Genomic DNA, 23,026 nt, shown 5'->3' with positions numbered 1-23,026 from the left:
CATCAGGCGACGGCGGCACGAAAGGCGCTGAAGACGTCACCAGGGAGTGGGTCATGCAACTCCCAGGTGATCTGCATCGGACGTTCCGATCGGTGCTCGACGTAGCGCGCTCGACCAGCGCAGAAATACGGCCGCGTGCGCCCCTGGACGTCTTTGCGGCTGGAGCGGACGAACAGCACCACGTTCGTGCCCCGCGCCTCTTGGTTGATGTAGCGCTGGCCTGGGGTACTCGCCTCTGAAGTGGTTGACTGCGATTCCCAATGGAACAGCCGGTCGCTGATGGCGTAGTCCCGGTAGCGGGTGGTTGGTGAGTAGTGCTTCTCGGTCTTCTCCAGCGTGATGAAGAAGAGGTCCGTCTGGCTGGGCTCGTGCCAGAAGACGCCCTCACGGATGTCGTTCGGAGCGGGCACCGTCGCGGCGCCGAACCCTGCCATGGCCTCCTTGAGCGTGTAGGTGGCATGGAGTTGGAGCGGCACCGGTTGCAGGACCCCAAGCGGCGCGTGCAGATGGCGCACCTGGCCATCGAGGAGTGGCAGCAGCTGTAGCAGTTCGGCGCGAATGGCGTCGTGTGACCAGAGGTGCCGGGCGGCGCCGTCGAGGGACGAGAACTCGCCCTTCTTGGGACCGAGCAAGGTCAGCAGCAAGCCGTTGAGTTGCCGGATCTGCCGTTCATCGAGGTCGGGCTCGCTGACCGGCTCCTGGCCGCTGAGCAGCGCTCCGTATGTCTCGATTCGGTCCAGGTCGTCCACGTGCAGCAGCCGTCCTACGCCCCGGCTGAGGCGGCCCTCGCCGCCAGACGCAGGAGTCGCAAGAAGCCCTGCGGCTCGGCGCATCTCGGTGAAGGAGCGGTCGCCCTGGTAGACGTCGTCGAGCTCGAGGCCCGTCTCGTGGAGGTAGGTCGAGAGGGGTACATCACCGAGTTCCCGTAGCTCGCGTACTCGTTCGGGCCATCGGGTGGGGAGGGCGGTGCGGATGTTGTCGAGGACGATCTTCTTGGCAACGGGGTCGAGCTTCACCTGGCAGCCGGCGGGGAGGTAGGGGAAGTCCTCGTCGACGTCGCGCTCGATCTCTCGACGGGTCCGGCCGAGCATGCGGCGGTAGCGAAGGTCGAAGCGGAACGTCTTGGTCTGGTGGCCGACGAAGTCGAGGACGGTGAGGACGTCCTTGCCGTGGCTGCGTCGTAGGCCGCGACCGAGCTGTTGGAGAAACACGGTCGCGCTCTCGGTGGGTCGGAGCATGAGCACGACGTCAATGGCGGGGACGTCGATGCCCTCGTTGAACAGGTCGACCGAGAACAGGATCTGGACATCGCCCGACGCGAGTGCCCGGAGGGCATCGTCGCGTTCGCTGGTGGGGCTGTTGGCAGATACGGCGCGGGCGGTGATGCCGGCTCGGTTGAAGCGATCGGCGAGGAACTCGCAGTGGGCGATGCTCACGCCGAAGCCGAGGGCCCGCATGGACTGAGGGTCGCCCACCTTGTCGCGGACTGCAGCGAGGACCTTGCCGACCCACAGGTCGTCGCCGGTGTAGACGTTGGTCAGCTCGGCGGTGTCGTAGCCGCGGCCTCGCCGCCAGGTGACGTGGCGGAGGTCGGTGCCGTCGTGGATGCCGTAGTAGTGGAACGGCGAGAGCAGGTCCTGCTCCAGGGCGTCCCACAGTCGCAGTTCGACGGCCATGCGACCGTCGAACCACCGGAGGATGTCGAGGGCATCGGTCCGCTCGGGCGTCGCGGTCAGACCGAGGAGATGCGCCGGCCCGAGGTGGTCGAGCAGCGTCGAGTAGGTGGTCGCGGCGGCGTGGTGGAACTCGTCCACGATCACCACGTCGAACTGCTCGGGGTCGAGCGCTTCGAGGTCACCAGCGGACAGTGACTGGATCGAAGCGAAGACGTGGTCCCAGTGCTGTGGCTTCTGGCCGCCGACCCAGAGCTCGCCGAAGCTTCCGTCCTGCAGCACATGGCGGAACGTGGTCCGCGAGTTCTCCAGGATTTCCTTGCGATGGGCGACGAACAGGAGCCGGGACCGGTCGAGCCGGCTTCGGAGCCGCCTGTAGTCGAGGGCGGCGACCACGGTCTTGCCTGTGCCCGTGGCGGCGACGATAAGGTTGTGGTTCCGGCCACGGCGGCGTTCCACTTCGAGTTGCTCGAGGATCTGACGCTGGAACGGGTAGGGCTCGATGGTGAAGGGCGTGGCGATCGAATCGTCGACTTCCCGAGCGGTAGCCTCGGCGAACTGCGCAGCGTCGAAGGGCTCGAAGTGCGGATCGGCCCAGTAGGTCTCGAAGACCCTGTCGAAGGTCTCGATCAGGTCGGAGTTGCGGCGCTCGGAGGCCCGGACGTTCCACTCCCGTCCGGTGACCTGCGCCGAGAACGTGAGGTTGGACGATCCGATGTAGACCGTGGAGAACCCGGTGGCCCGGTGGAAGCACCACGCCTTGGCGTGGAGCCGCGTGCTGGCTGTGTCGTAGGAGACCTTCACCTCGGCGCCGACGTCGGCGAGCGCCTGGAGCGCCCGTAACTCGGTGCTGCCGGTGTAGGTGGTGGTGATCACCCGCAACGGCTTGCCGGCACCTGTGTGCCGACGGAGTGATGGCAGTAGGTCACGCACACCTGTCCAGCGGATGAAGGCCAGTACGAGGTCGATGCGATCGGCTGACTCGATCTCCGCCACGATCTCCCGACCGACGGTCGGTTGGTCACGGGCGTTCGTCATCAACACGGTGTCGCGCAGCGGCGTGAGTGGGCGCGGGATGGACACGGGCTCGCCGGTGGGCGCCAACGGTTCGACGGCGAGGAGGCGCTGCAGGCCGGGCTTCAGCCGCGACCGATCATCGGCAGCGGCCCCGTGGCGCTCGACGAGCAGATCCAGCACGCTGCTGGCCAGTGCAACCGCCGTGTCGTGACGGTCCGCCGACGAGGCGGCCTCGACCACATCCCGGGCCCATCCGGCGATGATCTCCGCGATCCGGTCGGGTAGTTCGGCTGGCTCTACCCCGGCGAGCTGCGCGCGTAGTCGCCGGGCGTCGAGGCCATCGATCTGCTCAGCGAGCGACTCACTGAGAACCGTGTCGTACAGCCCTGGCTGTAGATCGTCCGGCCCCGCTCCCTCCATCCCTCGATTGTGGCCCAAGGCGACGAATGACCCGAGCCATCTGGCCCGCTCGGAGCGAGCGGAGGGTGGCGCGGCGCATGCGGACTCGAGAGCATGAGGTTATGGCCCACTCCGATCGTCACGAGGTGCCGCTCACGAACGCCGACATTTCGCTCCTCATCGAAGCGTTGGACAGCCACGAGTACTGGCAGCTGAGCGATCAAGCCTGGAGGCACTCCGGCGCCGTCATCCTCCCGAACGATGACGAGTCGCTATGGGAGCAGCGGCCCGCACCGAACGATGAGGAGCAGGAGACCATCTCCGCGATCGAACGGTGCCGGGAGTTGGCCGACCGCCTTCGTCTGCTCGCATTGCGCGAGTTGCGGGCGTCAGGACCCGCTCGCGTCGACCCGTGAGATCGTCTTCCGCCCGAGGTAGTTCTCGCCGGTGAGATCGAGGAGCAGGTCGAGGTAGTCGACTCCGACGTCGTCGATCGTGGACTCGACCTCGGAGTCGTCGTGACCAACGCCGGCGTCGTAGAGGAGGTCGCCGTGGACATCGACCACCCGCTGGATCCGCAGCGTGAAGGCCCAGTCCTCATTCATCTCGCCGTCCGTCTCGAGTGCGTCGGCGCCCGGGAGCACATCGGCCACGGTGGCGAGCGCCATCTCGATGAGCAACGGGACGAACTCGGCGACTGCGGCGGTGTGGCGTTCGTTCGCGGCGTCGAAGGCTGCGATCAACTCTGGACTCGGCATGGCGACCTCCTCGGGATGGCGTCGCCCGAAGGTAACCAGGCCGAGTGACACGATCGCTCGGCTCTGTACCTGAGGAGCGCTGAAGTCGATCTAGCGTCGGTGCCATGCCGACCCCGCCTGGGCAACCCGTCGTCGACTGCACAATCGAGCTGTGCGAGGTCCAGCCTCGGGTGTGGCGCCGGCTCCTCGTTCCGGGGAGCGTTCGCCTCGACAAGCTGCACCGCATGTTCCAGGCGGCGATGGGGTGGGAGGACTCCCACCTCCACGCCTTCGAGATCGGTGGCGAGCGCTACGGGATGCAGTTCGACGAGTACCCGGACGGCGAACTGCAGGAGAAGGACTTCACCGTCGGCACCGCCATCGGGTCGAACGACCGCTTCACCTATGAGTACGACTTCGGCGACTCGTGGGAGCACGAGATCACCGTCCACCGCGTGTGGAGGATGCCGAAGGGCTTGAAGTCCGCCGTCTGCCTCGACGGGGCCAACGCCTGCCCGCCCGAGGACGTCGGCGGATCGTGGGGCTACGAGCACCTCCTCGCCGTGCTCGCCGACCCCACGCACGAGGAGCACGAGCACCTGAGTGGGTGGGTCGGTCGCCCGGTTGATGCAACTGCCTTCGACGTGGCACTCGTCAACGCCCATCTCCAGGCGGTTCGCTGAGCGGCATGGACAGCCGTGGCTGAAGCCTTCGTCCGGTGAGGTGTCCTGGGCACGGGTACCCTCGAGTTCGATGGCTCCGGCGAGACGTGCCTACGGCCCGGGTGAGGCGACAGGACTCGTCGCTGGCGGCGGCCCCGCAACGGATGATGACGTGTCGATCACCAACGACGGCCGACGGCTGGACAGTGCCGAGGCGGTCCTCGAGTTCCTCGACGAGCTGAGGCAGGAGAGGGAGACCGCCGAGCGCTCGGCTTGATCTGGTGCGACAGGCGGCGAGATCAGACTCGCTGCCGGGATGCGGCCGGTACCGTGGCGGCGTGGCACTCCGTCGGGAAGACCTCAGCGCTGAGCAGCTGAAGCGGCAGCAGGCGCTTGATCGGTCCTGGCACGAAGCCGAGCAGGGTCTCGCCGATCCCGGGCTCCGCGCCTACCTCGCGGCATCACTGCGACGCCTCGACGAAGACCCATCGGCTCCGCTGCTCACCCGCGAGCAGTTCCTGATTCAGACGAAGTAGGACCGCTCGCCCAACGCCCGACCCGCGCGGGGATGGGCGGGGTCGAGATCCTCAGGTGAGCCGAAGGATCCGGCCCAACTACTGCTGACGGCACGTCAGAGCACGGACCTTTCGATCCGGTATCATGACGTCATGACGCGCAAGGCGACGACCGTTCGGCTCCCCGAGGACTTGGCAGACACCGCTGAGGTGGTCGCCCGCGCTCGGGGGGTCAGCGTCAACCAGGTGATCCTCGACGCGCTGCAGGCCGAGGTCGACCGGGTGCGCCAGGACGAAGAGTTCATGACCCTGCTGCACACCCTCGTCGAGCGGGACAAGGAGATCCTCGACCGCCTCGCCGAGTGAGGTACCTGAGCTTGGCGGAAGCGCTCTTGATCGCGGAGGCCGTCACCGGGATCGACGCCCGGACGCTGTCGCGCGCCGCACGGGTCGATCTGTTGGACTCGGCGCTCCATGCGCCCCAAGCCGGCTTCGGCGACGAGGAGTTCTACCCCTCGATCGTCGAGAAGGCCGCCGTGCTCGCCGTCCGCATCGCACGGAACCATCCGCTTCCCGACGGCAACAAGCGCCTCGCCTGGCAGTCGCTCACCATCTTCCTCGCCCTCAACGGCCATCGCCTCGAAGTCGGTACCGACCACGCCGTGAGCCTGATGCTCGGAGTGGCGGCCGGTGAGCTCGACGAAGCTGCGGTCGCGGAGTGGCTGCGTCAGCACGTCGAGCCGCCAGCGCCTGATGACAAGTGATGACAAGTGATGACAAGTGAGGACAAGGTCGAGGTGTCGGAAGGAAGAGCACGCCGGTTGCGCGCACTGAAGTCGCGCGCCGGGCGCGTGCTCCCGTGTCCGACACCGCCGGCTCCGGCCCCTCCCCGACGGTCGACACACCCGCTCGCTTGTCATCAGGATGTCCGCGAAACCCCTGAAAACGGGGTGGTACGGCCTGGTACCCGGTGGGACCCATTGGCACGAGGCCCCGACGAAAACCGGCTCTGACCTGCACGGACGCGCACGCAATGGGACGCAGCGTCACCGCTGAGGGCGGCGTTCAAGTCCCCCCTCCGACACGATCTGACCAGCACGAAAGTGCTGGTCAGCGCAGTTTTCGGCGGCGGTCGCTCGGTCTCGTGGCGCGACCAGGAGCCCGGACTCGACGCGCGACTCACGACCTAGCGGTCGGCGATGAAGCGCTCGGCGTAGATCTGCACCTCGGATCGGACCGCATGGAGGTAGGCGTCCAAGGCGCGCTGGTGGTCCTCCCAGCAGTCGAGGATCCGCTCGGCAGCCACCGCGAGCGGGTCGTCGCCTGTCGTCGCATCTCGTATGGCGACGATGGCCTCGCCCATCGAGCGCCGTGCCGCGTTGAGCACGCGCTCGGCGCTCCCCACTCGTTGGTCGGCGGCGAGCAGGGCCGTCGGGACCTCGGCACGTCTCTGGTCGATCGCCTCGGTCGCAGCGCCGGCGTGCGCCTCAGGCGTGCGGCCGCGGCCTTGGCAGCTCGTGCACACGACGTATCGCACCGGCTGCACGTGGTGGCACCCGGTGCGATGGCAGATGGCGCACCGATCCTGCGACACCGGGGGCGGCACCTTGCCGAGTCCGTGGCATGCAGCGCAACGGTCATCGCGCCCTCCTTCGCGAGTTTCCGAGCCCAGCGTCTCTCTCCATGCCAAGCCCTGCCAGTGCCGAAGGTCGACACCACCCGGCCGCTGGCCGGCTGGGCCAATCGATCCGTCCAGGCCTGACCGTGCCCCGGCGGAGATCCGCGGCCGGCGCCTCTCAGCTGTGGTGGAGGCGGGAGCGTGCGAGGTGGTACATCGCGATCGCGAGCGGGATCAGCGCGAAGAACGGCAGCAGCTCGGCGTCGTGCGTGCCCTCCTCGTTGGTCTCCTCGACCAGCCACCACATGCCGAGCATGGCGATGAGCATGATCACCGCGCCGACGAACCAGAGGATCGCCGAGCGCATCTCGTCTCGTGCGGTTCGAACCGTCATGGCCCCTCCCTCCCACGGTGGACGCGTCCAGCGTTCGCTCGGCGAGCCCGTGGGGACAGGGTCGATCGTCACATCCGTCGGCAGCGCAGCTGCAGTCAGCTGAACGGGTTCGCCGCCGGGTGGGCGATGTCGAGCCAGAGCGAGGTGGCCGTCAGCGCCACGAGTGCCCCGATCACACCGACCGCCAGCGGGGTGAGGCGGTTGGCGTCGAACGTGACCGGCCGGCGGCGCAGCACCGTCAGGCCCTTCTCGGTGACGGCGATGAGGGCGTGGCCGCCGTCGAGCGGCACGAGCGGCAGCAGGTTGAACACACCGAGCGAGGCGTTGAGCACCGCGGCGAACGCGATGACCGTGACGACGTCGTCGGCGGCGGCCTGCTCGGTGAGCCGGGTGGCGCCGACGGGGGAGAGGAAGCGGGTGTCGGGGCTGGTGTTGGCGAACAGGTCGGCGACGTAGTTCGGGACGGTCATCACCAGCTCGCCGAGCGACCACAGCGTCGAGGTGATGACGCCCCAGGTGGCGTCACGGCCGAAGCGCACGGCGTCGAGCAGGCCCGCACCCGAGCGGGTGCCGTCGGAGCCGACGTACCCGATCCGAGCGACGAGGGCGAAGAGCCCTGCGGCGATCAGGAGGTTGACCGCCGGCCCGGCGAGGATCGTGGCCAGGCGGCGCCACGTGGTGGCCGCTCGGTAGGTGTACGGCTCGAGCTCGGGGTCGACGACGGCGGAGCTCGTCATGCCCGGGATGGTCACGAAGCCGCCGACGGGGAAGGCCTTCACGCCCCAGTCGACGCCGCGTGGGCTCCGCCGCGACCACAGCGTGGGGCCCATCCCGGCGAAGAACTCGGTGGGCCGCATGCCGACGTGCCGCGCGACCCAGAAGTGGCCGGCCTCGTGGGCCACGACCGACACCATGATGATCGAGAGGAAGAGCAGCGCCCCGGGCCGGAGCACACCGACCACGAGGACGGCGAGGGCGCTGGCGACGGCGAGGAGCGAACAGCGGGGGACGGGGGTGGTGGAGTCGGTGGCCCGCGACATCGGAGTGCTCAGACCCTCGTGGCGCGGGCGGCGTCGATGCGATCGGAGGCCAGCGTCTCGGCGACGGCCAGCGGCGTCTGCCCCTCGGTGTCGGCCCGGCGCAGGAGGCTCGCGACGTCCTCGCCCACCTGTTGGAGTCGGTTGGCGACCTCCTCGGGCGGCCAGTGGAGCAGCTCCATGCCGACGCCCTTGAGGACGCCGCCGGAGTTGAGGACGTAGTCGGGCACCCAGGTGATGCCGCGCGCCGCGAGGCGGTCGGCGTCGGCCCGCTCGCGCAGCTGGTTGTTGGCCGCGCCGGCGACGAGGCGGCAGCGCAGCCTCGGGATGGTCCCCTCGTCGAGGATGCCGCCGGCGGCGCACGGGGCGAACACATCGCACTCCTCGTCGAGCCAGGCCGCCGCGGGGATCGCGCGCACGCCGATGCGGCGAGCGAGGTGGTCGGCGCGCTGCTCGTCGATGTCGCAGACGACGACGTCGGCCCCGTCGTCGGTGAGCCGACGGGCCAGGCGCTCGCCCACCGCGCCGACGCCCTGGACCAGGACGCGCCGGCCGTCCAGGTCGTCGGAGCCGAAGACGTGCGCGATCGCGGCCCGCAGGCCGGCTTCGACGCCGGCCGCGGTGGCGGGCGCGGGGTTGCCGCACCCCCCGGACTCGGCGGTGCGGCAGAAGACGTGCGAGGTCCGCTCGGCGACGACGTCCATGTCGACGTCGGAGGTGTTCATGTCGGGGGCGGTGATGTAGAGACCGCCGAGGCTCTCGACCAGTTCGCCGAGCTCGAGCAGCAGGTCGCGTCGCGCGTCGCCCTCGGGGATCGACGGGACGGCGAGGACGGCCTTGCCGCCGCCGAAGGGAAGGCCGCACACCGCGAGCTTGGAGGTCATCGCCGTCGCCAGTCGGTGTGCGTCCTCGACAGCAGCTGCGGACGAGCGATAGGTCCGCATGCGGCATCCACCCGCGGCAGGACCGAGCGCGGTGGAGTGGACGCCGATCGTGATGAGCGCGTCGGTCGAGCGCGCCCGCCGCATCACGGTGGCCTCACCGTCCCAGGAATCGACCAGCTCCTCGAGGCTGCGGTCCGATCCGTTCAGGACTGGTGCTCCCATGGGTGCCGCCATACCCGGGAGGACGGGCGAGGAACCCCCCAGCCTGCGGTGATCGCGTCGTCGGCGACGAGGTCGAGCTCGAACGCCCCGATCGAGAGGTCGTCGGGGAGCTCGCCGCGGCCGAGCGCGCTGAGGAGGGCGACCGGATCGCACGCGAAGGCGACCGGGCGCGCCCGACCCGTGCGGGCGAGGTCGACGAGTGCGAGCTCGTAGTCGAGCACCGAGTGCAGGTGGGCCACCGACGACCCGTACATCTCGCGCAGGACGACGGCGACGTGCGCCGCTTCGGCGTCGGCGTGCAGCTCGGGGGTGTGGCGCCGGTGGCACTCGGTCAGCGCCGCCGCGACGGCGTCGGACCCGCGGGTGAGGCGCACGAGCCGGATCGACAGCGGCAGCACCGTCACCGTGAGCCCCCGGCGGATGGCGTCGACCAGGCGGCTCATCACCCGCACGCCCGGCTCGGCGTCGGCGTCGGGGTCGAGGACGGCCCGGGCGAGCCGCACCTCGGCGGCGGCGAGCCCGTCCAGGTCGCCGGGGGGAGCGACCGGCGGAGGCTCGCCGCCACCGATGACCTGCGGCGCGGTGCGTCGGGCATCCCAGAGCAGGTGGAGCTGCTCGAGCATCGAGCGGATGTCGCCGGCGGCGACGTCACGCGCGAGCAGGTACTCCGGGACGATCTCGAAGGTGATGGCGCGCAGCGAGGGGAGGTGGGCCACGACGTCGGCGGCGATCGCCAGCAGCTCCGGGTCGACCAGCCCCGAGTGGGCGTCGAGCCAGATGCCGTCCACCTGCTCGCCGCCGGCGAGGTGGATCTCCCAGACCCGATCGAGCGGCAGGTCGTCGAACAGCTCGTCGAGTGCCTGGCGCCCGTTGCGGGCGTTGCACCACACGTTGTGCAGGTCGAGGAGGATGCCGCAGTCGGCAGCCTCGGCGATCGTCCGCCACCACACGCCGTCGGGCACCTCGTCGGGCCGAGGGGCGAGGTAGTTGACGCCGGTCTCGAAGGCGAAGGGACGGCCGAGCCCGCCCCGGACCGAGGCGATCGACGTCGCAGCGAGCAACGCGCTCTCGTCGGTCTGGACCGGCGGCAGCATCAGTCCCGTCGCCGCGACGGACCCGTCGAGGTGGACGTGGTTGAAGCTGAGGTGCTCGCTGACCCACGCGCTGTCCAGCAGGTCGGTGACGGCGGCCAGATTCGCCACGTCGGCGTCCGTGGGCGGGATGGTCCCGCCGATCGGTGCGCCGACGCCGTGCACCAGCGCCGGCCGCTCGTCGAGACCCGCGGCCTCGATCATCCGTCGGGCCGGTGCGGCCAGGTCGCCGACGGTGGCGCCGCCGAACCAGAACGTCTGGGGCTCGATCTCGACGACGTCGATGAGGTCGCCCCCGGCCTCGAGGAGCGGCTCGAGGCCGGGGGCGTGGATCACCCCGACGCCGCGCTCGGGGAGGACGGTCATCCCCTGACGAGGATCTCGAGCTTCTCGTTGACGACGAAGTCGTCCTCGAAGCCCCAGCGGATGTCGAAGCCGCTGACGCACATCGAGTGCCCGAGCCGGTCGAAGATGTCGCGCTGGACCTTGACGAAGGTGTCGAAGTCGTAGGCGGCCCGAGCGGGGAGGGTCACCCGGACGGGGCGCTGGAGGGCGGCGGTCCGCATGATCGTGTCGCGATCCAGGGTGAGGGTGTCGGCCATGGCTGGCTCCTTCGCTGCTCCGGAGCGGGGGTGTCCCGCCCGGAGATCAGGAGCGCACGACCGCCCGGGTGATACGTCAGATCACGTCGACCGGGAGCCCGAGCCGCAGGCGCCCGGAGTGCAGCAGGGACCGCTCCGGGGTGAACGGGTGGAAGCGGACGGCCCGGACGTCGCGGTAGCAGCGCTCGATCACCGTGCCGCGTGAGAAGGCGGACCCGCCGGCGACGTCCATCGCCAGGTCGCAGACGGCGACGGCGGCCTCGGCCACGGTCCGCTTGGCGACCATCACGGCGTCGAGCACGTCGACCGACGGCGCAGGGTCGTCGCCCACCGCGCCCAGCGCGCCGTCCAGGGCCCACGTCGCCGTGCGCAGGTGGTGGGCCATCAACCCGACCTGGCGCTGGACGAACGGATCGTCGGCCCGAGGTGTCGACGTGACCGCCTCGATGGCCGCCCGCTCCGCCGCCTCCGCGACGCCGAGGTAGACGGCGGAGATGATCGGGATGGCGATGCTGAGGATCACCTGCAGCGGCGGATCGACCACGCCGTGGGGTCGATCGGCGAGGACCCGCTCGTCGGGCACGAAGACGTCCTCGAGGACCACGTCGTTGCTGGCTGTGCCCCGCATGCCGAGGCTGTCCCAGTTGTCGAGCACGGAGACGCCCTCGGCCGCGAGCGGCACCGACATGTTGAGCACGCGCCGGCCGGCATCGGGGTCGTCGACGGCGAACATCGTCGACATGGCCGTGCCGACGGACGACTGGCTGGCGAAGATCTTCCGCCCGCTCACCAGGTAGCCGCCGTCGACCCGGCGGGCCTCGCCGCGCGGGTGGGTGAGGTCGGCGCCGCCGGTCGACACGAGCAGGATGCCCTCCTCGGCGACGCGACGCAGGGTCGCCTCGGCCCCGGGGAGCCCCCGACGCCACCGCCACGCGGTGAAGCACGTGACGTGCTGGTGCATCGCCGTGGCGAGTGCGGTGGAGCCGCAGTGGCGGGCGAGCTCGCGCTGGACGGCGGCGACCTCGGCGACGGTGGCGCCGAGACCGCCGAGCTCGGTCGGGACGGCCAGGGCGAGGAGACCGCTCCGGCGCAGGGCGCTGACGGACTCCTCGACGAAGGTGCCGTCCTCGTCGTGGACGGCGGCGTGGGCGGCGAGGGTGGGGCCGAGCGAGCGGGCCAGCGTGAGGTGGTCGTCGCTCGCCGTCGAGGGGGTGGTGGGGTCCAGTGTCTGTGTCATCGCTGGAACGTACGAACCGCCGGCGTGCGCACCTAGTGCAGGATCTGGACCCGGCCGGTACAGATCCTGGACTACCCACGACGCGCGGGCGGCGCGACGATCCGCCGGTGCCCGACTACGAACGGTTCTGCCCCATCTCGCTCGCGACCGAGGTGATCGCCGACCGGTGGACGCCGCTCATCATGCGCGAGCTGCTGATGGGCAACACCCGCTTCAACGACATCGCGCGCGGCTTGCCCGGGATCTCCCGTTCCCTGCTCACCCAGCGCCTCCGCCACCTGGAGCGCAAGGGCGTCGTCGACACCGTGCCCTCCACCACCGGACGAGGGCGGGAGTACCACCTCTCGCCGTCCGGTCGTGACCTGGAGTCGGTCATCGACGCCATGGGGCGTTGGGCCGTCGAGTGGCTCTTCGACGAGATCCGCCCGCACGAGGTCGACGCGGTGACGCTGATGTGGTGGATGCACCGCCAGATCGACGTCGACGCGCTCCCTGCCGGTCGGGTCGTCCTCGAGGTGCGCCACACCGCGCCGCAGCGGATCGTGCTCTGGATGGTGTTCGACCGCGGCGAGGTGTCGGTGTGCGTCCAGCACCCGGGGTTCGACGTCGACGTCGTCGTGACCACCTCGACGCCGGTGATCGGCGAGGTGTTCCAGGGGTTCCGCTCGTGGGGCGAGGCGGTCGCCGATGGTGCGATCACCGTCGACGGTCCGCCCCGGCTGGTGCGGGAGGTCCCCCGCTGGTTCACGTGGAGCTCCTTCGCCGAGGCGACGCGGGCCCGGCTCGAGCGGGTGCCCGTCCTCGACTAGCGGCGGGGGCTCAGGACGCCGGCTCGGCGCCCATCGCCGCGGCGCGGGCGGCGATTTCGGTCGCGAGGTCGAGGTCCCGCGGTGTGAGGTGGCCGACGTCGTGGCTCGTCAGCTCGACCGTCACGACGCCCGGGTAGGCGAGCGAGAGGTCCGGGTGGTGGTCGTGGGCATCGGCGAGCTCGGCCACCGCGGCGACGAGCCGGCCGGCGACGGCGAAGGACGGGAGGCGCAGCTCGGCGCGCAGCAGCTCGCCGTCGACCGTCCACCCGGCCAGGGCCTCGGTGGCGGCGACGTCCTCGGCGGTGATCCGTCGGCGATCCACGACGACCAGTGTGCACGACGGGGCGCGCCGGCGGGAAGGTGTCGCGGACCGGTGCCGGCGGGTACGGGTCCGCGCATGGCTGACCACGACCATGACCCCGTCCAGCACCTGAAGGCGCTGGCGACCGATCAGCGGGTGGTGATGCTCACCACCGCCGACACCTCGTCGGCGCTGCCGCAGCTCGAGGGACGCCCGCTCACGGTGCTCGACGTCGACGACGCGGGGACCTGCTGGTTCCTCGTCGACGGCACGGCCGACTGGATCGGGCAGGTCCGCGGGGGAGGGGCGGCGTCGATCAGCGGCAACGACATGTCCGACGGCACCTGGTTCTCCACGTCCGGTCGGGCGGAGCTGGTCGAGGACCGGTCGCGCATCGACGAGCTGTGGACGCCCTTCGCCGAGGCCTGGTTCGAGGGCGCGAACGATCCGCGGCTGGCGGCCCTGGCCGTCCACGTCGACACCCTCGCCTGGTGGGAGTCGGCCGACAACCGCCTGGTGCGCCTCTGGAAGATGGCGACCGCCGCCCTCGGGTCGGGGCAGGGCGACACCGGCGACCACGGCGTGGACCGGATCGGCTGATGGCTGCCGACGACGCGCTGATCGCCGCTGCCGCCCAGGCGCGCGAGCGCGCCTACGCGCCGTACTCCGGCTTCCGCATGGGCGCCGCGGTGCGGACCGACGCCGGCGAGGTGCTCACGGGCGCGCTCGTCGAGAACGTCTCGCTCGGGCTCGCGATGTGCGCGGAGCGGGCGGCGCTGTTCGCGAGCGTCGCCGCCGGCGCCCGCCCCGAGCGCCTCGTGCTGGTGGCGCCGCGGACCGACGGGCGCATCACGATGCCGTGCGGGGCGTGCCTCCAGGTGGCGCTGGAGCTCGGCGGACCGGACCTCGAGGTCACCGCCGCCACACCCGAGGGCGACGAGGAGTCCGCGACCCTGCGGGACCTGCTGCCCCGTGGGCCCCGGAAGGGGTGAGCCGGCTCAGCGGTGGGCGGCGCGCTCCTCGGCGGCGCGGACGAGTCGCTCGGCGAGCCGCTGCCAGATGACGGCGTGGATGGGGAGCAGGCCCCACCAGTAGGCACGACCGGCGACCCCGCGCGGGTGGAAGCGCGCCAGCTGGCACAGGCGCGTGCGTCCCTCGTCGTCCGCGTCGATCCGCCACTCGAGCCAGGCGTCCCCGGGCACCTTCATCTCGGCGCGCAGGCGGAGGAGCGACGGCTGCTCGATGGCCTCGACGCGGAAGAAGTCGAGGGCATCGCCGACGCGCAGCTCGTCGGGGTGTCGTCGGCCGCGCCGCATGCCGACGCCCCCGACGAGCTTGTCGAGGGCGCCGCGGATCGACCAGAGGGGCCCGGCGACGTACCAGCCGCGACGCCCGCCGATCCCCGACACGACGGCGAAGACGTCCCCGGCGCCGGCGTCGGTGACGACCTCGCGCCGGTCCTCGTACACGGTGCCGCCGGCCCAGTCCGGGTCCTGCGGCATGGGGCTCGCGGCGCCGCCCGGCGCGCTGTCCATCCAGCTGGTGGTGATCGCGAGGTCCTGCACCCGGGCCAGGGCCCGCTCGATCGCTTCGTCGAGGGTGAACGGCACGTGGTCGACCACCCTGCGGATGTCCCGCTCGGGGCTGACGACGACGTCGTTCACGAGGGAGTCGACGAGGGGCCGGGCGAGGCCGTACGGCAGGGGCGTGACCAGGTTGACCCAGTGGGACGAGAGCCGGGGCGTGAGCAACGGCACCGTGAGGACCGTCCGGTGGCGCAGGCCGGCGATCGCCGCGTAGCGGTCCATCATCTCCCGGTACGTGAGCACGTCCGGGCCGCCGATCTCGTAGACGTGCGACCCCTCCTCGATCCCCTCGACCGCCGCGACGAGGTGGTGGAGCACGTCGGCGATCGCGATCGGCTGGCACCGGGTCCGGCTCACCCAGCGGGGCACCACCATGACGGGGAGCACCTCGACGAGGTTGCGCAGCATCTCGAACGATGCCGATCCGGACCCGATGATGATCGCGGCCCGCAGCTCGGTGACCGGCACGGAGCCGGCGGCCAGGACGTCGCCGACCTCGTGCCGGCTGGCGAGGTGTCGGGACAGCCGGCCCTCGGCCTCGTCCTCGCCGAGTCCGCCCAGGTAGACGATGCGGGACACGCCGGCTGCCGCCGCGGCCTCGGCGGTGTGGCGAGCACCCTGGCGGTCCGCGTCGGCGAAGTCGCCCGTCGACCCCATGGCGTGGATGAGGTAGACGACGACGTCGATGCCGGCGAAGGCGTCGTCGAGGGAGTCGCGGTCGAGGACGTCGGCGGTGACCACCTCGACCTCGCCGTGCCACGGCACGCCGACGAGCCGCTCGGGACGACGAGCCAGGCAACGGACCTCGTGCCCCGCCGCGAGCAGCTCGGGGACGAGCCGCCCGCCGACGTAGCCGGTCGCACCGAGGACGGCGACCTTCACGACCCACCCGCCAGGTCGTCGAGCGGCTCGAGCAGCGAGCGGAGGACCTGGACGCCCTCGTCCGAGCCGATGACGAGCAGCCGATCGCCCTCGCGCAGCCGCGTGGCACCCGTGGGGACGGCGAAGGCCTGGTCGTGCTCGATGAGCACGATCATCGTGCCAGTGGGGAGCCCGAGCTCCACGATGGACCGGCCGGTGGCGAGCGAGGACTCGGGGACCTCGAGCTCCTGCAGCGCTGCCCCGGGATCGTTGACCTCGGCGGCCACGAGAGGCCAGGGCGTGCGGGTCTCCATCGGCTTCGCCACCCCGAGCAGCCGGGCCACGAAGGGGATCGTCGTGCCCTGGACGAGCACCGAGGTCAAGACGATGAAGAACACGATGTCGAAGAGGATGTGCGCGTCCTCGACCCCCTCGATCAGGGGGAAGGTGGCGAGGATGATCGGCGCGGCACCCCGCAGGCCCACCCACGACACGAACGCCGTCTCCCGCAGGGGGCTCCGGAAGGGCAGGAGGGTGATGAACACGGCGATCGGCCGGGCGAGGAAGATCAGTGCGGCGGCGACGACGAGTCCGTCGAGCGCCACGTCGGGGAGCTCCCTGGGGAACACGAGGAGGCCGAGCACGACGAACAGGGCGACCTGGGCCACCCAGGCGATGCCGTCGTGGAAGCGGATGATGCTGTTCTTGTGGACGAAGGCGGAGCGGGAGCCGAGGAGCCCGGCGATGTAGACCGCGAGGAACCCGCTGCCGCCGAGCAGGGCGGTGACGCCGTAGGTGAGGCCGACCAGCGCGATGGAGAAGACCGGGTAGAGGCCTTCGAAGTCGAGCTTGATGGCGTTGATCGCCCGGGCGCCGACGTGGCCGGCGACGATGCCCGCCAGACCGCCGATGGCCATCTGGGTGGCGAACAGCGGCAGCAGCGCCAGCGGGCTGCTCACCGACTCGTTGACGATCTCGATCATCCCGATCGTGAGGAACACGGCCATCGGGTCGTTCGAGCCCGACTCCAGCTCGAGCAGCGGGCGGAGCGAACCCTTCAGGCTCACCGCTCGGGAGCGGAGCACGGCGAACACGGCCGCGGCATCGGTGGAGCACACGATCGCGCCGAGCAGGAGGCCGACCTCGAGCGGCAGGTCGAGGGCCACCGAGGCGACCAGGCCGGTGATGACGCCGGTGATCAGCGTGCCCACCATGGCCAGCGCGCCGCCGCGCAGCAGCACCGGGCGCACCTCGCCCCAGGAGGTGTCGAGGCCGCCGGAGAAGAGGATGTACGCGAGCGCGACGACGCCGAGGCTCTGGGTGAGGTCGTAGCTCGCGAACTCGATGCCCCCCACCCCGTCGGAGCCGGCGAGCATCCCGACGCCCAGGAAGAGCAGCAGCACGGGGACGCCCAGCCGGGCCGACAGCTTGCTCGCCGTCACGCCGACCAGGGCGAGGAGCGAGGCGACCGTGATGAGCGTGTTCAGGTCGGCCATGACCCGACCATCCTCGCATCCCGGGGATGGCCGTCCCTACCGCCGGGGGCGACGGAGCAGCTTGTGCAGCTCCATCGCCACGACGACGGTCGACGCCACCGCGACGATCCGGACCCAGGCGTCGAGGCCGATGGGCTCGACCCCGAGGACGAACTGGGTCGGTCCGAGGTGCAGCGCGGCGACGTGCAGCGCGAGCGCGAGGGCGGTGGCGACGAAGAGGAACGGGTTGGAGATCGGGCTGCGCACGAACACCGACTCCGTCTCCCAGCGGGCGTTCCCGACCTGGAGCGCCTGGAACACGACCATGGTCGTCAGGGCGACGGTCTGCGCCTGCTCGAGCGACCCGCTCCCGTCGAGCGCCCAGCGGAACATCACGAGCATGCCCGTCGCCATCACGAGGCCCGTGACGACGACGCGCTCCCACATGATCCTGTCGAGCACGCCCCCGCCCGGGCGCCGCGGCGGCCGGCGCAGGACGTCGGGTTCGCCCGGTTCGAACGCGAGGGCGACGTCCTGCACGCCGTTGGTCACGAGGTTCAACCAGAGGAGCTGGGTCGGCAGCATGACGAGCGGCCACCCGAGCCAGACGGCAGCCACGATCCCGGCGACGACGGCCGCTCCGGTCGAGACCAGGAAGAACGTGACCTTCCTGATGTTGTCGAACGTGATGCGCCCCTCCTCGACCGCTGCGACGATCGAGACGAAGTCGTCGTCGGCGAGCACCATCTCCGCGGCCTGGCGGGCCACGTCGGTGCCCTGCTCGCCCATGGCCACACCGATCTCGGCCGCCTTGAGGGCGGGCGCGTCGTTCACGCCGTCGCCGGTGACGGCGACCACCTCGCCGTCGGCCTGGAGCGCACGGACGATCCGGAGCTTGTCCTCGGGCGAGACGCGCGCGAAGACCGACGTGGCGCGCACCCGCCCCCGCAGGTCGTCCGGGGAGAGCCCGGCCAGGTCGGCGCCGGTGGCGACCGAGGCGGCTGTGCCGTCGCCGATGCCCAGCTGGTGGGCGATCGCTCGTGCGGTGTCGGCGTGGTCGCCGGTGATCATCACGACGCGGATGCCGGCCTCCTGGCAGGCGGCGACCGACTCGCGTGCGCCAGGGCGAGGCGGGTCGATCATCGCCTGGAGGCCGACGAGCACCAACCCCTCGGGTTCGACCACGTCCTCGGGGTCCTGGGGCGCCTCCGCCAGCCCCCGGTGGGCGAACGCCAGGACGCGGCGGCCACGGGAGGCCAGTGATGCGGCGGCCTCCTCGACGGCCGAGCGATCGAGGGGGACCGCCCCGTCGTCGCTCAGCATCTCGTCGCACATGTCGACGATGCGCTCGGGGGCGCCCTTGGCGAAGACCTCGACACGGCCGTGTCGCTCCCGGAGGGTCGCCGAGTAGCGGCGGGCGGGCTCGAACGGGATCTCGGCGAACAGCGGGTAGGCGCGTCCGGCGTCGCCGGCGTCGAGGCCGGCGGTCGCCCCGGCGAGGAGCAGGGCCACCTCGGTGGGGTCGCCTGTCGTCGCGGGCTCGTCGTCGACCCAGCGGAGGTCGGCCTCGTTGGTGAGGATGCCCGTGAGGAGGGTGAGGTGCAGGGCGGGTGCATCCGCGATCGCCGCCGGCTCGTCGCCCTCGACGAACTCCCCGTCGACCGCATCGCCGACGAGGGCGAAGCGGTGGCCAGGGGTCCAGATGTCGGTCACCGCCATCCGGTTCTCGGTGAGCGTGCCCGTCTTGTCCGACCCGATGACGGTCGTGCTCCCGAGGGTCTCGACGGCGGGGAGGCGCCGCAGGATCGCGTGGCGGCGCGCCATCCGACGCACCCCCACCGCCAGCGTGATCGTCACCGCGATCGGGAGCCCCTCGGGGATGGCGGCCACGGCCAGGGCGACCGCGACCATGAACATCTCCTCGACGCTCTCGCCGAGGAGCACACCGCTCGCGAAGGCGACCGCAGCCGCCGCCCCCACGGCGACCCCGACGACCTTGGCGAAGCTGTCCATCCGGCGCTGGAGCGGGCTCTCGACCACCGACTCCCCGCGCATCAAGCCTGCGATCACGCCCAGCTCGGTGTCACCACCGGTCGCCACGGCGACGCCCGATCCCCGCCCGGCGGTGACCGTCGAGCCGGTGAACGCCATGCACCGGCGGTCGCCGATCGGTGCAGCCGCCTCGACCGGCCCGAGGGCCTTGGTGACCGACGCGGACTCGCCCGTCAGGAGCGACTCGTCGACCTGGAGGGCGTTCACGCTGAGCAGGCGGATGTCGGCGGGGACGCGCACACCGGACTCGAGCAGGACGACGTCGCCGGGGACGAGGTCCCGGCTGTCGACCTCGTGGTCGCGCCCGTCGCGCACCACCCGTGCGTGGGGGACGACGAGCTGCATCAGGGCGCGGACCGCCCCCTCGGCCTTGCGCTCCTGGGTGAAGCCGATGACGGCGTTGAGCAGCAGCACGGCGGCGATGACGGCGGCGTCCAGGAGCTCGTCGAGGAGGACCGTCACGACGAAGGCGAGGAGCAGGATGAAGATGAGCGGGCTGCGGAACTGGCCGAGCAGGACCAGCAGCGCCGACGGCGGTGCGACCTCCTCCAGCTGGTTCGGGCCGTGGCGCTCGAGGCGCGCCGCGGCCTCGTCGTGGCTCAGGCCGTGCCCGTCGGTCCCGAGCCGGCCGACCACGTCGTCGGCCTCGAGCGCGTGCCATGGGGTCGACACCGGTCTCGTCCTCTCGTCGGCGGTCCACCTCCCAGCAGACCGGACGTGGCGCTGGGGGCCCAGGGGCCTCCGACCCCGTCCGATGGGTCCGATCGGCGGTTTCCCGGCCGAGGTCGGGTAAACCTTCCTGCACGCTCGAGCGTGTGAGGTGGTGTGAGAGCGGGACGACGGACGGCGGACCACGGCGACGAGCCGGCGGCCAGGGCGGCGCTGACCACGGGGCCGGTTGACTTCGAGCGGTTCTACCTCGACGAGTACCGGCCGCTTCTCCGGTTGGCGTGGAGCCTGACGGGTCGTCGTGACCTGGGCGAGGAGCTCGTGCAGGAGACGATGCTCGCCGTCCACGGCCGCTGGCACGACGTCGGCGGCTACGACGCGCCCGGTGCCTACGCCCGACGGGTGCTCCTCAACGCCTGCCGATCCTTCGCCCGCCGCCGGGCCGTCGAGGTGAAGGCCATGGACCGCGTGGCGCGCCCGGGCACGGTGACGGACCCGCGTCCGCCCGACGACGAGCTGTGGGCGGCGGTCCGGGATCTGCCGGAGCGGCAGTGCCAGGCGGTCGCGCTGCACTACCTGGAGGATCGACCGGTCGCGGAGATCGCCGACGTGCTCGGGATCACGGTGGCGACCACGAAGGTCCACCTCCACAGGGGTCGCCAGGCGCTGGCGGCCCGGCTCGGGTCGAGGGAGGAGGAGCGATGAGCGAGTCGACGCTGGAGCTCGACCGCCGGTTCGCGTCGGCTGTGGCCGAGCTCGACCGGCGGGTGGACGCCGTGGAGGTGCCGCCGCTGCCGGTGTCGCTGCAGCGGGAACCCGTGGCCTCCGCGCCGCGCGGCCGGGGTCGAGGAGCCGCCGGGTGGGTCGCGGCCGCTGCGGTCGTCCTCGCCCTGGCCCTGGTCGCTGCGGTGCTGGTGGCCGACGACGGCGGCCAGGAGACACCGGTCGCCACGACCGGCGGCCACCGCCACCTCGTCCTGCCGCCGGAGGTGGCCGAGACCTACGACCGCGTCGTGGCCGTCGACGGAGGCGTCGAGGCCCCCGACCAGGGCCCGGCTCCGGTCCTGCCGTCGCTGGCGGTGCGGGTCCACGTGCCCGCCGGGGCGAGCGCCCCGTGGCCGGACGTTCTGGTGGAGGTCGTCAGCGACGTGGCGATCCCCGCGGGCACCGATCCGGACCTGCCCGAGCAGTCCGACCTGGACGGCGGCTCGCCGATCGACGTCGGCGGGCCGGAGGCGGTGCTCACGGAGGAGTCCGCCGGCGGCGCGTCGGTGATCTGGCGAGAGGGGGGCACCGAGCGCCAGCTGCTGTCCTGGGGCGACGCCGACGACCTCGTGCAGCTCGTCCGGACGGCCGTCGCGCAGGAGGCCGGAGCCGACGACCCCCTTCCCGGCCACGACGTGCTCTTCGACGGCGGGCTGGGCGACGTCGTGCCGACCCTCGGCCTGATGGCGGACGACCTCCCGTCGGACACGACGACGATCGCCTACCTCCACGGCGAGGGGGACGGCGTGGCGAGCCCGACCGGCGACGCCATCTCCGTCACGACCGCGCCGGGCGGCCCGGAGCGCTGGCGAGCGGCCCATGCCTACGCGACCGACGTCGAGTCCTCGGCCGTCCGTGGCGTCGACGCGGTGATCGCCCGGTACGACGGGGGCCTCGTCGAGGTGTCGTGGATGGAGGGCGGGGACACCCTCGTCCGGGTGGGAGCACGCGTCGTCGACGACGCTGGCCTCGAGGCCGTGCTCCAGCGGATCGAGCAGCTGGTCGAGGTGGGCGAGGCGGAGTGGGAGGAGCTGGTGGCGACGCATCCTGGCGGGCAGGCCGACGAACGCGCGGAGGAGATCGGAGATCCGAGCGGGCCGGTGGGTGACCAGGAGCTCACCGACCGGTGGGCGGAGGAGGCGCAGCTCGACCCGGACCTCGTCGGTGGCACCTCGATCGTCCTCTCCGACGTCGCCGCACGGGTCGTCGTCCGCCGCCGCGGCCCTGAAGGGCTGGAGCTCGAAGGAGAGATCCAGGGTGCTGCTCGTGGCGCAGCGAGCTCGATCCCGCTCTCGTCCCTCGGCGGTCCGGAGTGGGGCGTCGTGACCGACGGGCGGTACCTCGCGGTGTACGGGGCGGTCCCGCCGGGGTTCAACGGCGCCGAGCTGGTCCGCCACGACGGCTCCGTCATCCCGACGTCGGGGACCGCGATGACCGGAGCGGAGCCCAACCTCTTCCTGCTCCTCGTGGAGGGGACCAGCCTGGACGAACTCGGTGCGGTCGAGGTCCGGTTCGGCCACGCCGATGGAGTGGAGACCTGGCACGTGCCGCTCGACTGACATCTCGTCCAGGGACGAACCGGCCACCTCGTATCCTGCCCGGATGGATCTGGCCCAGGCGACGCCCCTGACCCCCCTCGGCGAGGGACGCTTCGGCGTCGAGCTGCCCGAGGAGTTCTCCATCGGTGGCGGCAAGCCGAACGGCGGGTTCATGCTCGCCTGCCTCGGGAAGGCGGCCGTCGCCGCCGCCGCCGAGCAGGGCGCCGAGCACCCCCACCCGATCTCCACCGGTGCCTCGTACCTCTGGTCCCCGGACCTCGGGCCGGCCGAGATCGAGACCGACGTCCAGCGGGTCGGGCGCACCGCCAGCCAGGTCACCGCCCGGCTCGCCCAGGCCGGCCGCGTCGCGGTGAGCGCCCGCTTCACGCTCGGCGCCCTGACCGAGGGCAGCGCGCCGTTCTGGGGAGAGAACCCGCCGCCGCCGCTGGCACCGATCGACGAGTGCATCGGCTTCGGCATGGCCAACCGGCCGGCCAACGGCACCCAGCTCCTGTTCGACCCGGACCACGCTCTGCAGATCGGCCCCGACGGGCCGAGCGGCAACGGCTCGGGCGAGCTGCGCGCCTGGTTCCGGCTCGACGGCGACCGCGCCGTCACCCCGGTCGAGCTGCTCTTCGTCAGCGACGCCATGCCGCCTGCGACGTTCTCCGTGGTGCAGACCGGCTGGGTCCCGACGCTCGACCTCACCACCTACGTCCGCGCCGTGCCCGCTCCCGGCCCGCTGCGCATCCGGTTCCGCACCACGATCATCCACGACGGCTTCGCCGACGAGATCTGCGAGGTGTGGGACAGCGAGGACCGCCTCGTGGTCCAGGCCACACAGATCTGCGCCCTGCGCCTGCCCACGGGCTGACGGCAGTC

24 protein-coding genes are annotated in these 23,026 nt (G+C 71.6%); 11 read left to right on the top strand and 13 right to left on the bottom strand.

All coding sequences use genetic code 11. From position 1 onward, the window contains the following. Positions 1-2: 2 nt before the first annotated feature. Positions 3-3,110 (bottom strand): DUF3427 domain-containing protein, encoded by a 3,108-nt coding sequence (locus tag GH723_RS10205; protein ID WP_153759547.1) that lies wholly within the window; start codon positions 3,108-3,110, stop codon positions 3-5. Positions 3,111-3,235: 125 nt separating this feature from the next. Here GH723_RS10205 and GH723_RS10200 point away from each other — a divergent pair, with 125 nt between their 5' ends. Further along, a complete protein-coding gene (locus tag GH723_RS10200; protein ID WP_153759546.1) occupies positions 3,236-3,505 on the top strand; it encodes a hypothetical protein in 270 nt (89 codons plus the stop codon). Here the strand turns inward: GH723_RS10200 and GH723_RS10195 are convergent. After that, on the bottom strand, positions 3,479-3,847 hold the full coding sequence (locus GH723_RS10195; RefSeq protein ID WP_153759545.1) for a hypothetical protein: 369 nt from the start codon (positions 3,845-3,847) through the stop codon (positions 3,479-3,481). The genes GH723_RS10200 and GH723_RS10195 overlap by 27 nt on opposite strands. Positions 3,848-3,951: 104 nt before the next feature. Here GH723_RS10195 and GH723_RS10190 point away from each other — a divergent pair, with 104 nt between their 5' ends. From GH723_RS10190 to GH723_RS10175, 4 genes are all read left to right on the top strand, one after another. Continuing rightward, positions 3,952-4,509, top strand: coding sequence for a plasmid pRiA4b ORF-3 family protein (locus GH723_RS10190; protein WP_153759544.1), 558 nt, complete (start codon positions 3,952-3,954; stop codon positions 4,507-4,509). Between the two features lie 317 nt (positions 4,510-4,826). After that, the gene (locus GH723_RS10185) at positions 4,827-5,024 is read left to right on the top strand and encodes a hypothetical protein (RefSeq protein ID WP_153759543.1); all 198 of its coding nucleotides are present in this window, start codon (positions 4,827-4,829) and stop codon (positions 5,022-5,024) included. 132 nt (positions 5,025-5,156) lie between these two features. Beyond that, on the top strand, positions 5,157-5,369 hold the full coding sequence (locus tag GH723_RS10180; protein ID WP_153759542.1) for a ribbon-helix-helix protein, CopG family: 213 nt from the start codon (positions 5,157-5,159) through the stop codon (positions 5,367-5,369). A gap of 11 nt (positions 5,370-5,380) precedes the next feature. Then, the gene (locus tag GH723_RS10175; protein WP_195210233.1) at positions 5,381-5,767 is read left to right on the top strand and encodes a type II toxin-antitoxin system death-on-curing family toxin; all 387 of its coding nucleotides are present in this window, start codon (positions 5,381-5,383) and stop codon (positions 5,765-5,767) included. A 422-nt stretch (positions 5,768-6,189) separates the two neighbouring features. Here GH723_RS10175 and GH723_RS10170 read toward each other — a convergent pair whose 3' ends face one another. From GH723_RS10170 to GH723_RS10140, 7 genes are all read right to left on the bottom strand, one after another. Then, positions 6,190-6,549 (bottom strand): hypothetical protein, encoded by a 360-nt coding sequence (locus GH723_RS10170; RefSeq protein WP_153759540.1) that lies wholly within the window; start codon positions 6,547-6,549, stop codon positions 6,190-6,192. A 250-nt stretch (positions 6,550-6,799) separates the two neighbouring features. Beyond that, positions 6,800-7,015, bottom strand: coding sequence for a hypothetical protein (locus GH723_RS10165; protein WP_153759539.1), 216 nt, complete (start codon positions 7,013-7,015; stop codon positions 6,800-6,802). A gap of 95 nt (positions 7,016-7,110) precedes the next feature. Beyond that, positions 7,111-8,055, bottom strand: a complete 945-nt coding sequence (locus GH723_RS10160; protein WP_153759538.1) for a site-2 protease family protein — start codon at positions 8,053-8,055, stop codon at positions 7,111-7,113. 8 nt (positions 8,056-8,063) lie between these two features. Continuing rightward, entirely contained in the window at positions 8,064-9,158 is a 1,095-nt protein-coding gene (locus GH723_RS10155) for a Glu/Leu/Phe/Val dehydrogenase family protein (RefSeq protein ID WP_195210232.1), read from the bottom strand. Further along, positions 9,140-10,615, bottom strand: coding sequence for a DUF692 domain-containing protein (locus tag GH723_RS10150; protein WP_153759536.1), 1,476 nt, complete (start codon positions 10,613-10,615; stop codon positions 9,140-9,142). The genes GH723_RS10155 and GH723_RS10150 overlap by 19 nt, the downstream gene beginning before the upstream one ends. Beyond that, positions 10,612-10,851 (bottom strand): hypothetical protein, encoded by a 240-nt coding sequence (locus GH723_RS10145; protein ID WP_153759535.1) that lies wholly within the window; start codon positions 10,849-10,851, stop codon positions 10,612-10,614. Before GH723_RS10145 ends, GH723_RS10150 begins: the two co-directional genes overlap by 4 nt. A 76-nt stretch (positions 10,852-10,927) precedes the next feature. Next, positions 10,928-12,088, bottom strand: coding sequence for an acyl-CoA dehydrogenase family protein (locus GH723_RS10140; RefSeq protein ID WP_153759534.1), 1,161 nt, complete (start codon positions 12,086-12,088; stop codon positions 10,928-10,930). 107 nt (positions 12,089-12,195) lie between these two features. On the opposite strand from GH723_RS10140, the gene GH723_RS10135 reads away from it, so the two are divergent. Continuing rightward, positions 12,196-12,897: a winged helix-turn-helix transcriptional regulator gene (locus GH723_RS10135; RefSeq protein WP_153759533.1), complete on the top strand. Its 702-nt coding sequence runs from the start codon at positions 12,196-12,198 to the stop codon at positions 12,895-12,897. Between the two features lie 10 nt (positions 12,898-12,907). Here GH723_RS10135 and GH723_RS10130 read toward each other — a convergent pair whose 3' ends face one another. Beyond that, the gene (locus GH723_RS10130; protein WP_195210231.1) at positions 12,908-13,219 is read right to left on the bottom strand and encodes a 4a-hydroxytetrahydrobiopterin dehydratase; all 312 of its coding nucleotides are present in this window, start codon (positions 13,217-13,219) and stop codon (positions 12,908-12,910) included. A 75-nt stretch (positions 13,220-13,294) separates the two neighbouring features. On the opposite strand from GH723_RS10130, the gene GH723_RS10125 reads away from it, so the two are divergent. Beyond that, complete coding sequence (locus tag GH723_RS10125; RefSeq protein WP_153759531.1) at positions 13,295-13,798, top strand: pyridoxamine 5'-phosphate oxidase family protein; 504 nt, start codon at positions 13,295-13,297, stop codon at positions 13,796-13,798. Continuing rightward, positions 13,798-14,190, top strand: a complete 393-nt coding sequence (locus tag GH723_RS10120) for a cytidine deaminase (protein WP_153759530.1) — start codon at positions 13,798-13,800, stop codon at positions 14,188-14,190. The genes GH723_RS10125 and GH723_RS10120 overlap by 1 nt, the downstream gene beginning before the upstream one ends. A gap of 6 nt (positions 14,191-14,196) precedes the next feature. On the opposite strand, the gene GH723_RS10115 is transcribed toward GH723_RS10120, so the two are convergent. Genes GH723_RS10115 through GH723_RS10105 form a run of 3 tightly spaced genes read right to left on the bottom strand, consistent with a single transcriptional unit; the run spans position 14,197 to position 19,844 of the window. Continuing rightward, positions 14,197-15,666 carry an SDR family oxidoreductase gene (locus GH723_RS10115; RefSeq protein ID WP_153759529.1) on the bottom strand — a complete coding sequence of 490 codons (1,470 nt, stop codon included), beginning with the start codon at positions 15,664-15,666 and terminating at the stop codon, positions 14,197-14,199. Further along, positions 15,663-17,141: a potassium/proton antiporter gene (locus tag GH723_RS10110; RefSeq protein WP_153759528.1), complete on the bottom strand. Its 1,479-nt coding sequence runs from the start codon at positions 17,139-17,141 to the stop codon at positions 15,663-15,665. Before GH723_RS10110 ends, GH723_RS10115 begins: the two co-directional genes overlap by 4 nt. Before the next feature lie 36 nt (positions 17,142-17,177). Next, complete coding sequence (locus tag GH723_RS10105) at positions 17,178-19,844, bottom strand: cation-translocating P-type ATPase (protein ID WP_153759527.1); 2,667 nt, start codon at positions 19,842-19,844, stop codon at positions 17,178-17,180. A gap of 153 nt (positions 19,845-19,997) precedes the next feature. Between GH723_RS10105 and GH723_RS10100 the strand changes: the two genes are divergently transcribed. The 3 genes from GH723_RS10100 to GH723_RS10090 are packed head-to-tail and all read left to right on the top strand — an operon-like array spanning position 19,998 to position 23,018. Beyond that, the gene (locus tag GH723_RS10100; RefSeq protein ID WP_153759526.1) at positions 19,998-20,546 is read left to right on the top strand and encodes an RNA polymerase sigma factor; all 549 of its coding nucleotides are present in this window, start codon (positions 19,998-20,000) and stop codon (positions 20,544-20,546) included. Beyond that, positions 20,543-22,165, top strand: a complete 1,623-nt coding sequence (locus GH723_RS10095; RefSeq protein ID WP_153759525.1) for a hypothetical protein — start codon at positions 20,543-20,545, stop codon at positions 22,163-22,165. The genes GH723_RS10100 and GH723_RS10095 overlap by 4 nt, the downstream gene beginning before the upstream one ends. 43 nt (positions 22,166-22,208) lie before the next feature. Then, the gene (locus GH723_RS10090) at positions 22,209-23,018 is read left to right on the top strand and encodes a thioesterase family protein (RefSeq protein WP_195210230.1); all 810 of its coding nucleotides are present in this window, start codon (positions 22,209-22,211) and stop codon (positions 23,016-23,018) included. Positions 23,019-23,026: the final 8 nt, after the last annotated feature.

Origin of the sequence: Actinomarinicola tropica, from assembly GCF_009650215.1 — a bacterium.
Taxonomy (GTDB): Bacteria; Actinomycetota; Acidimicrobiia; order Acidimicrobiales; family SKKL01; genus Actinomarinicola; species Actinomarinicola tropica.
Note: the sequence above shows the minus strand (reverse complement) of the source record. Positions and strands in the feature narration are given on the sequence as shown.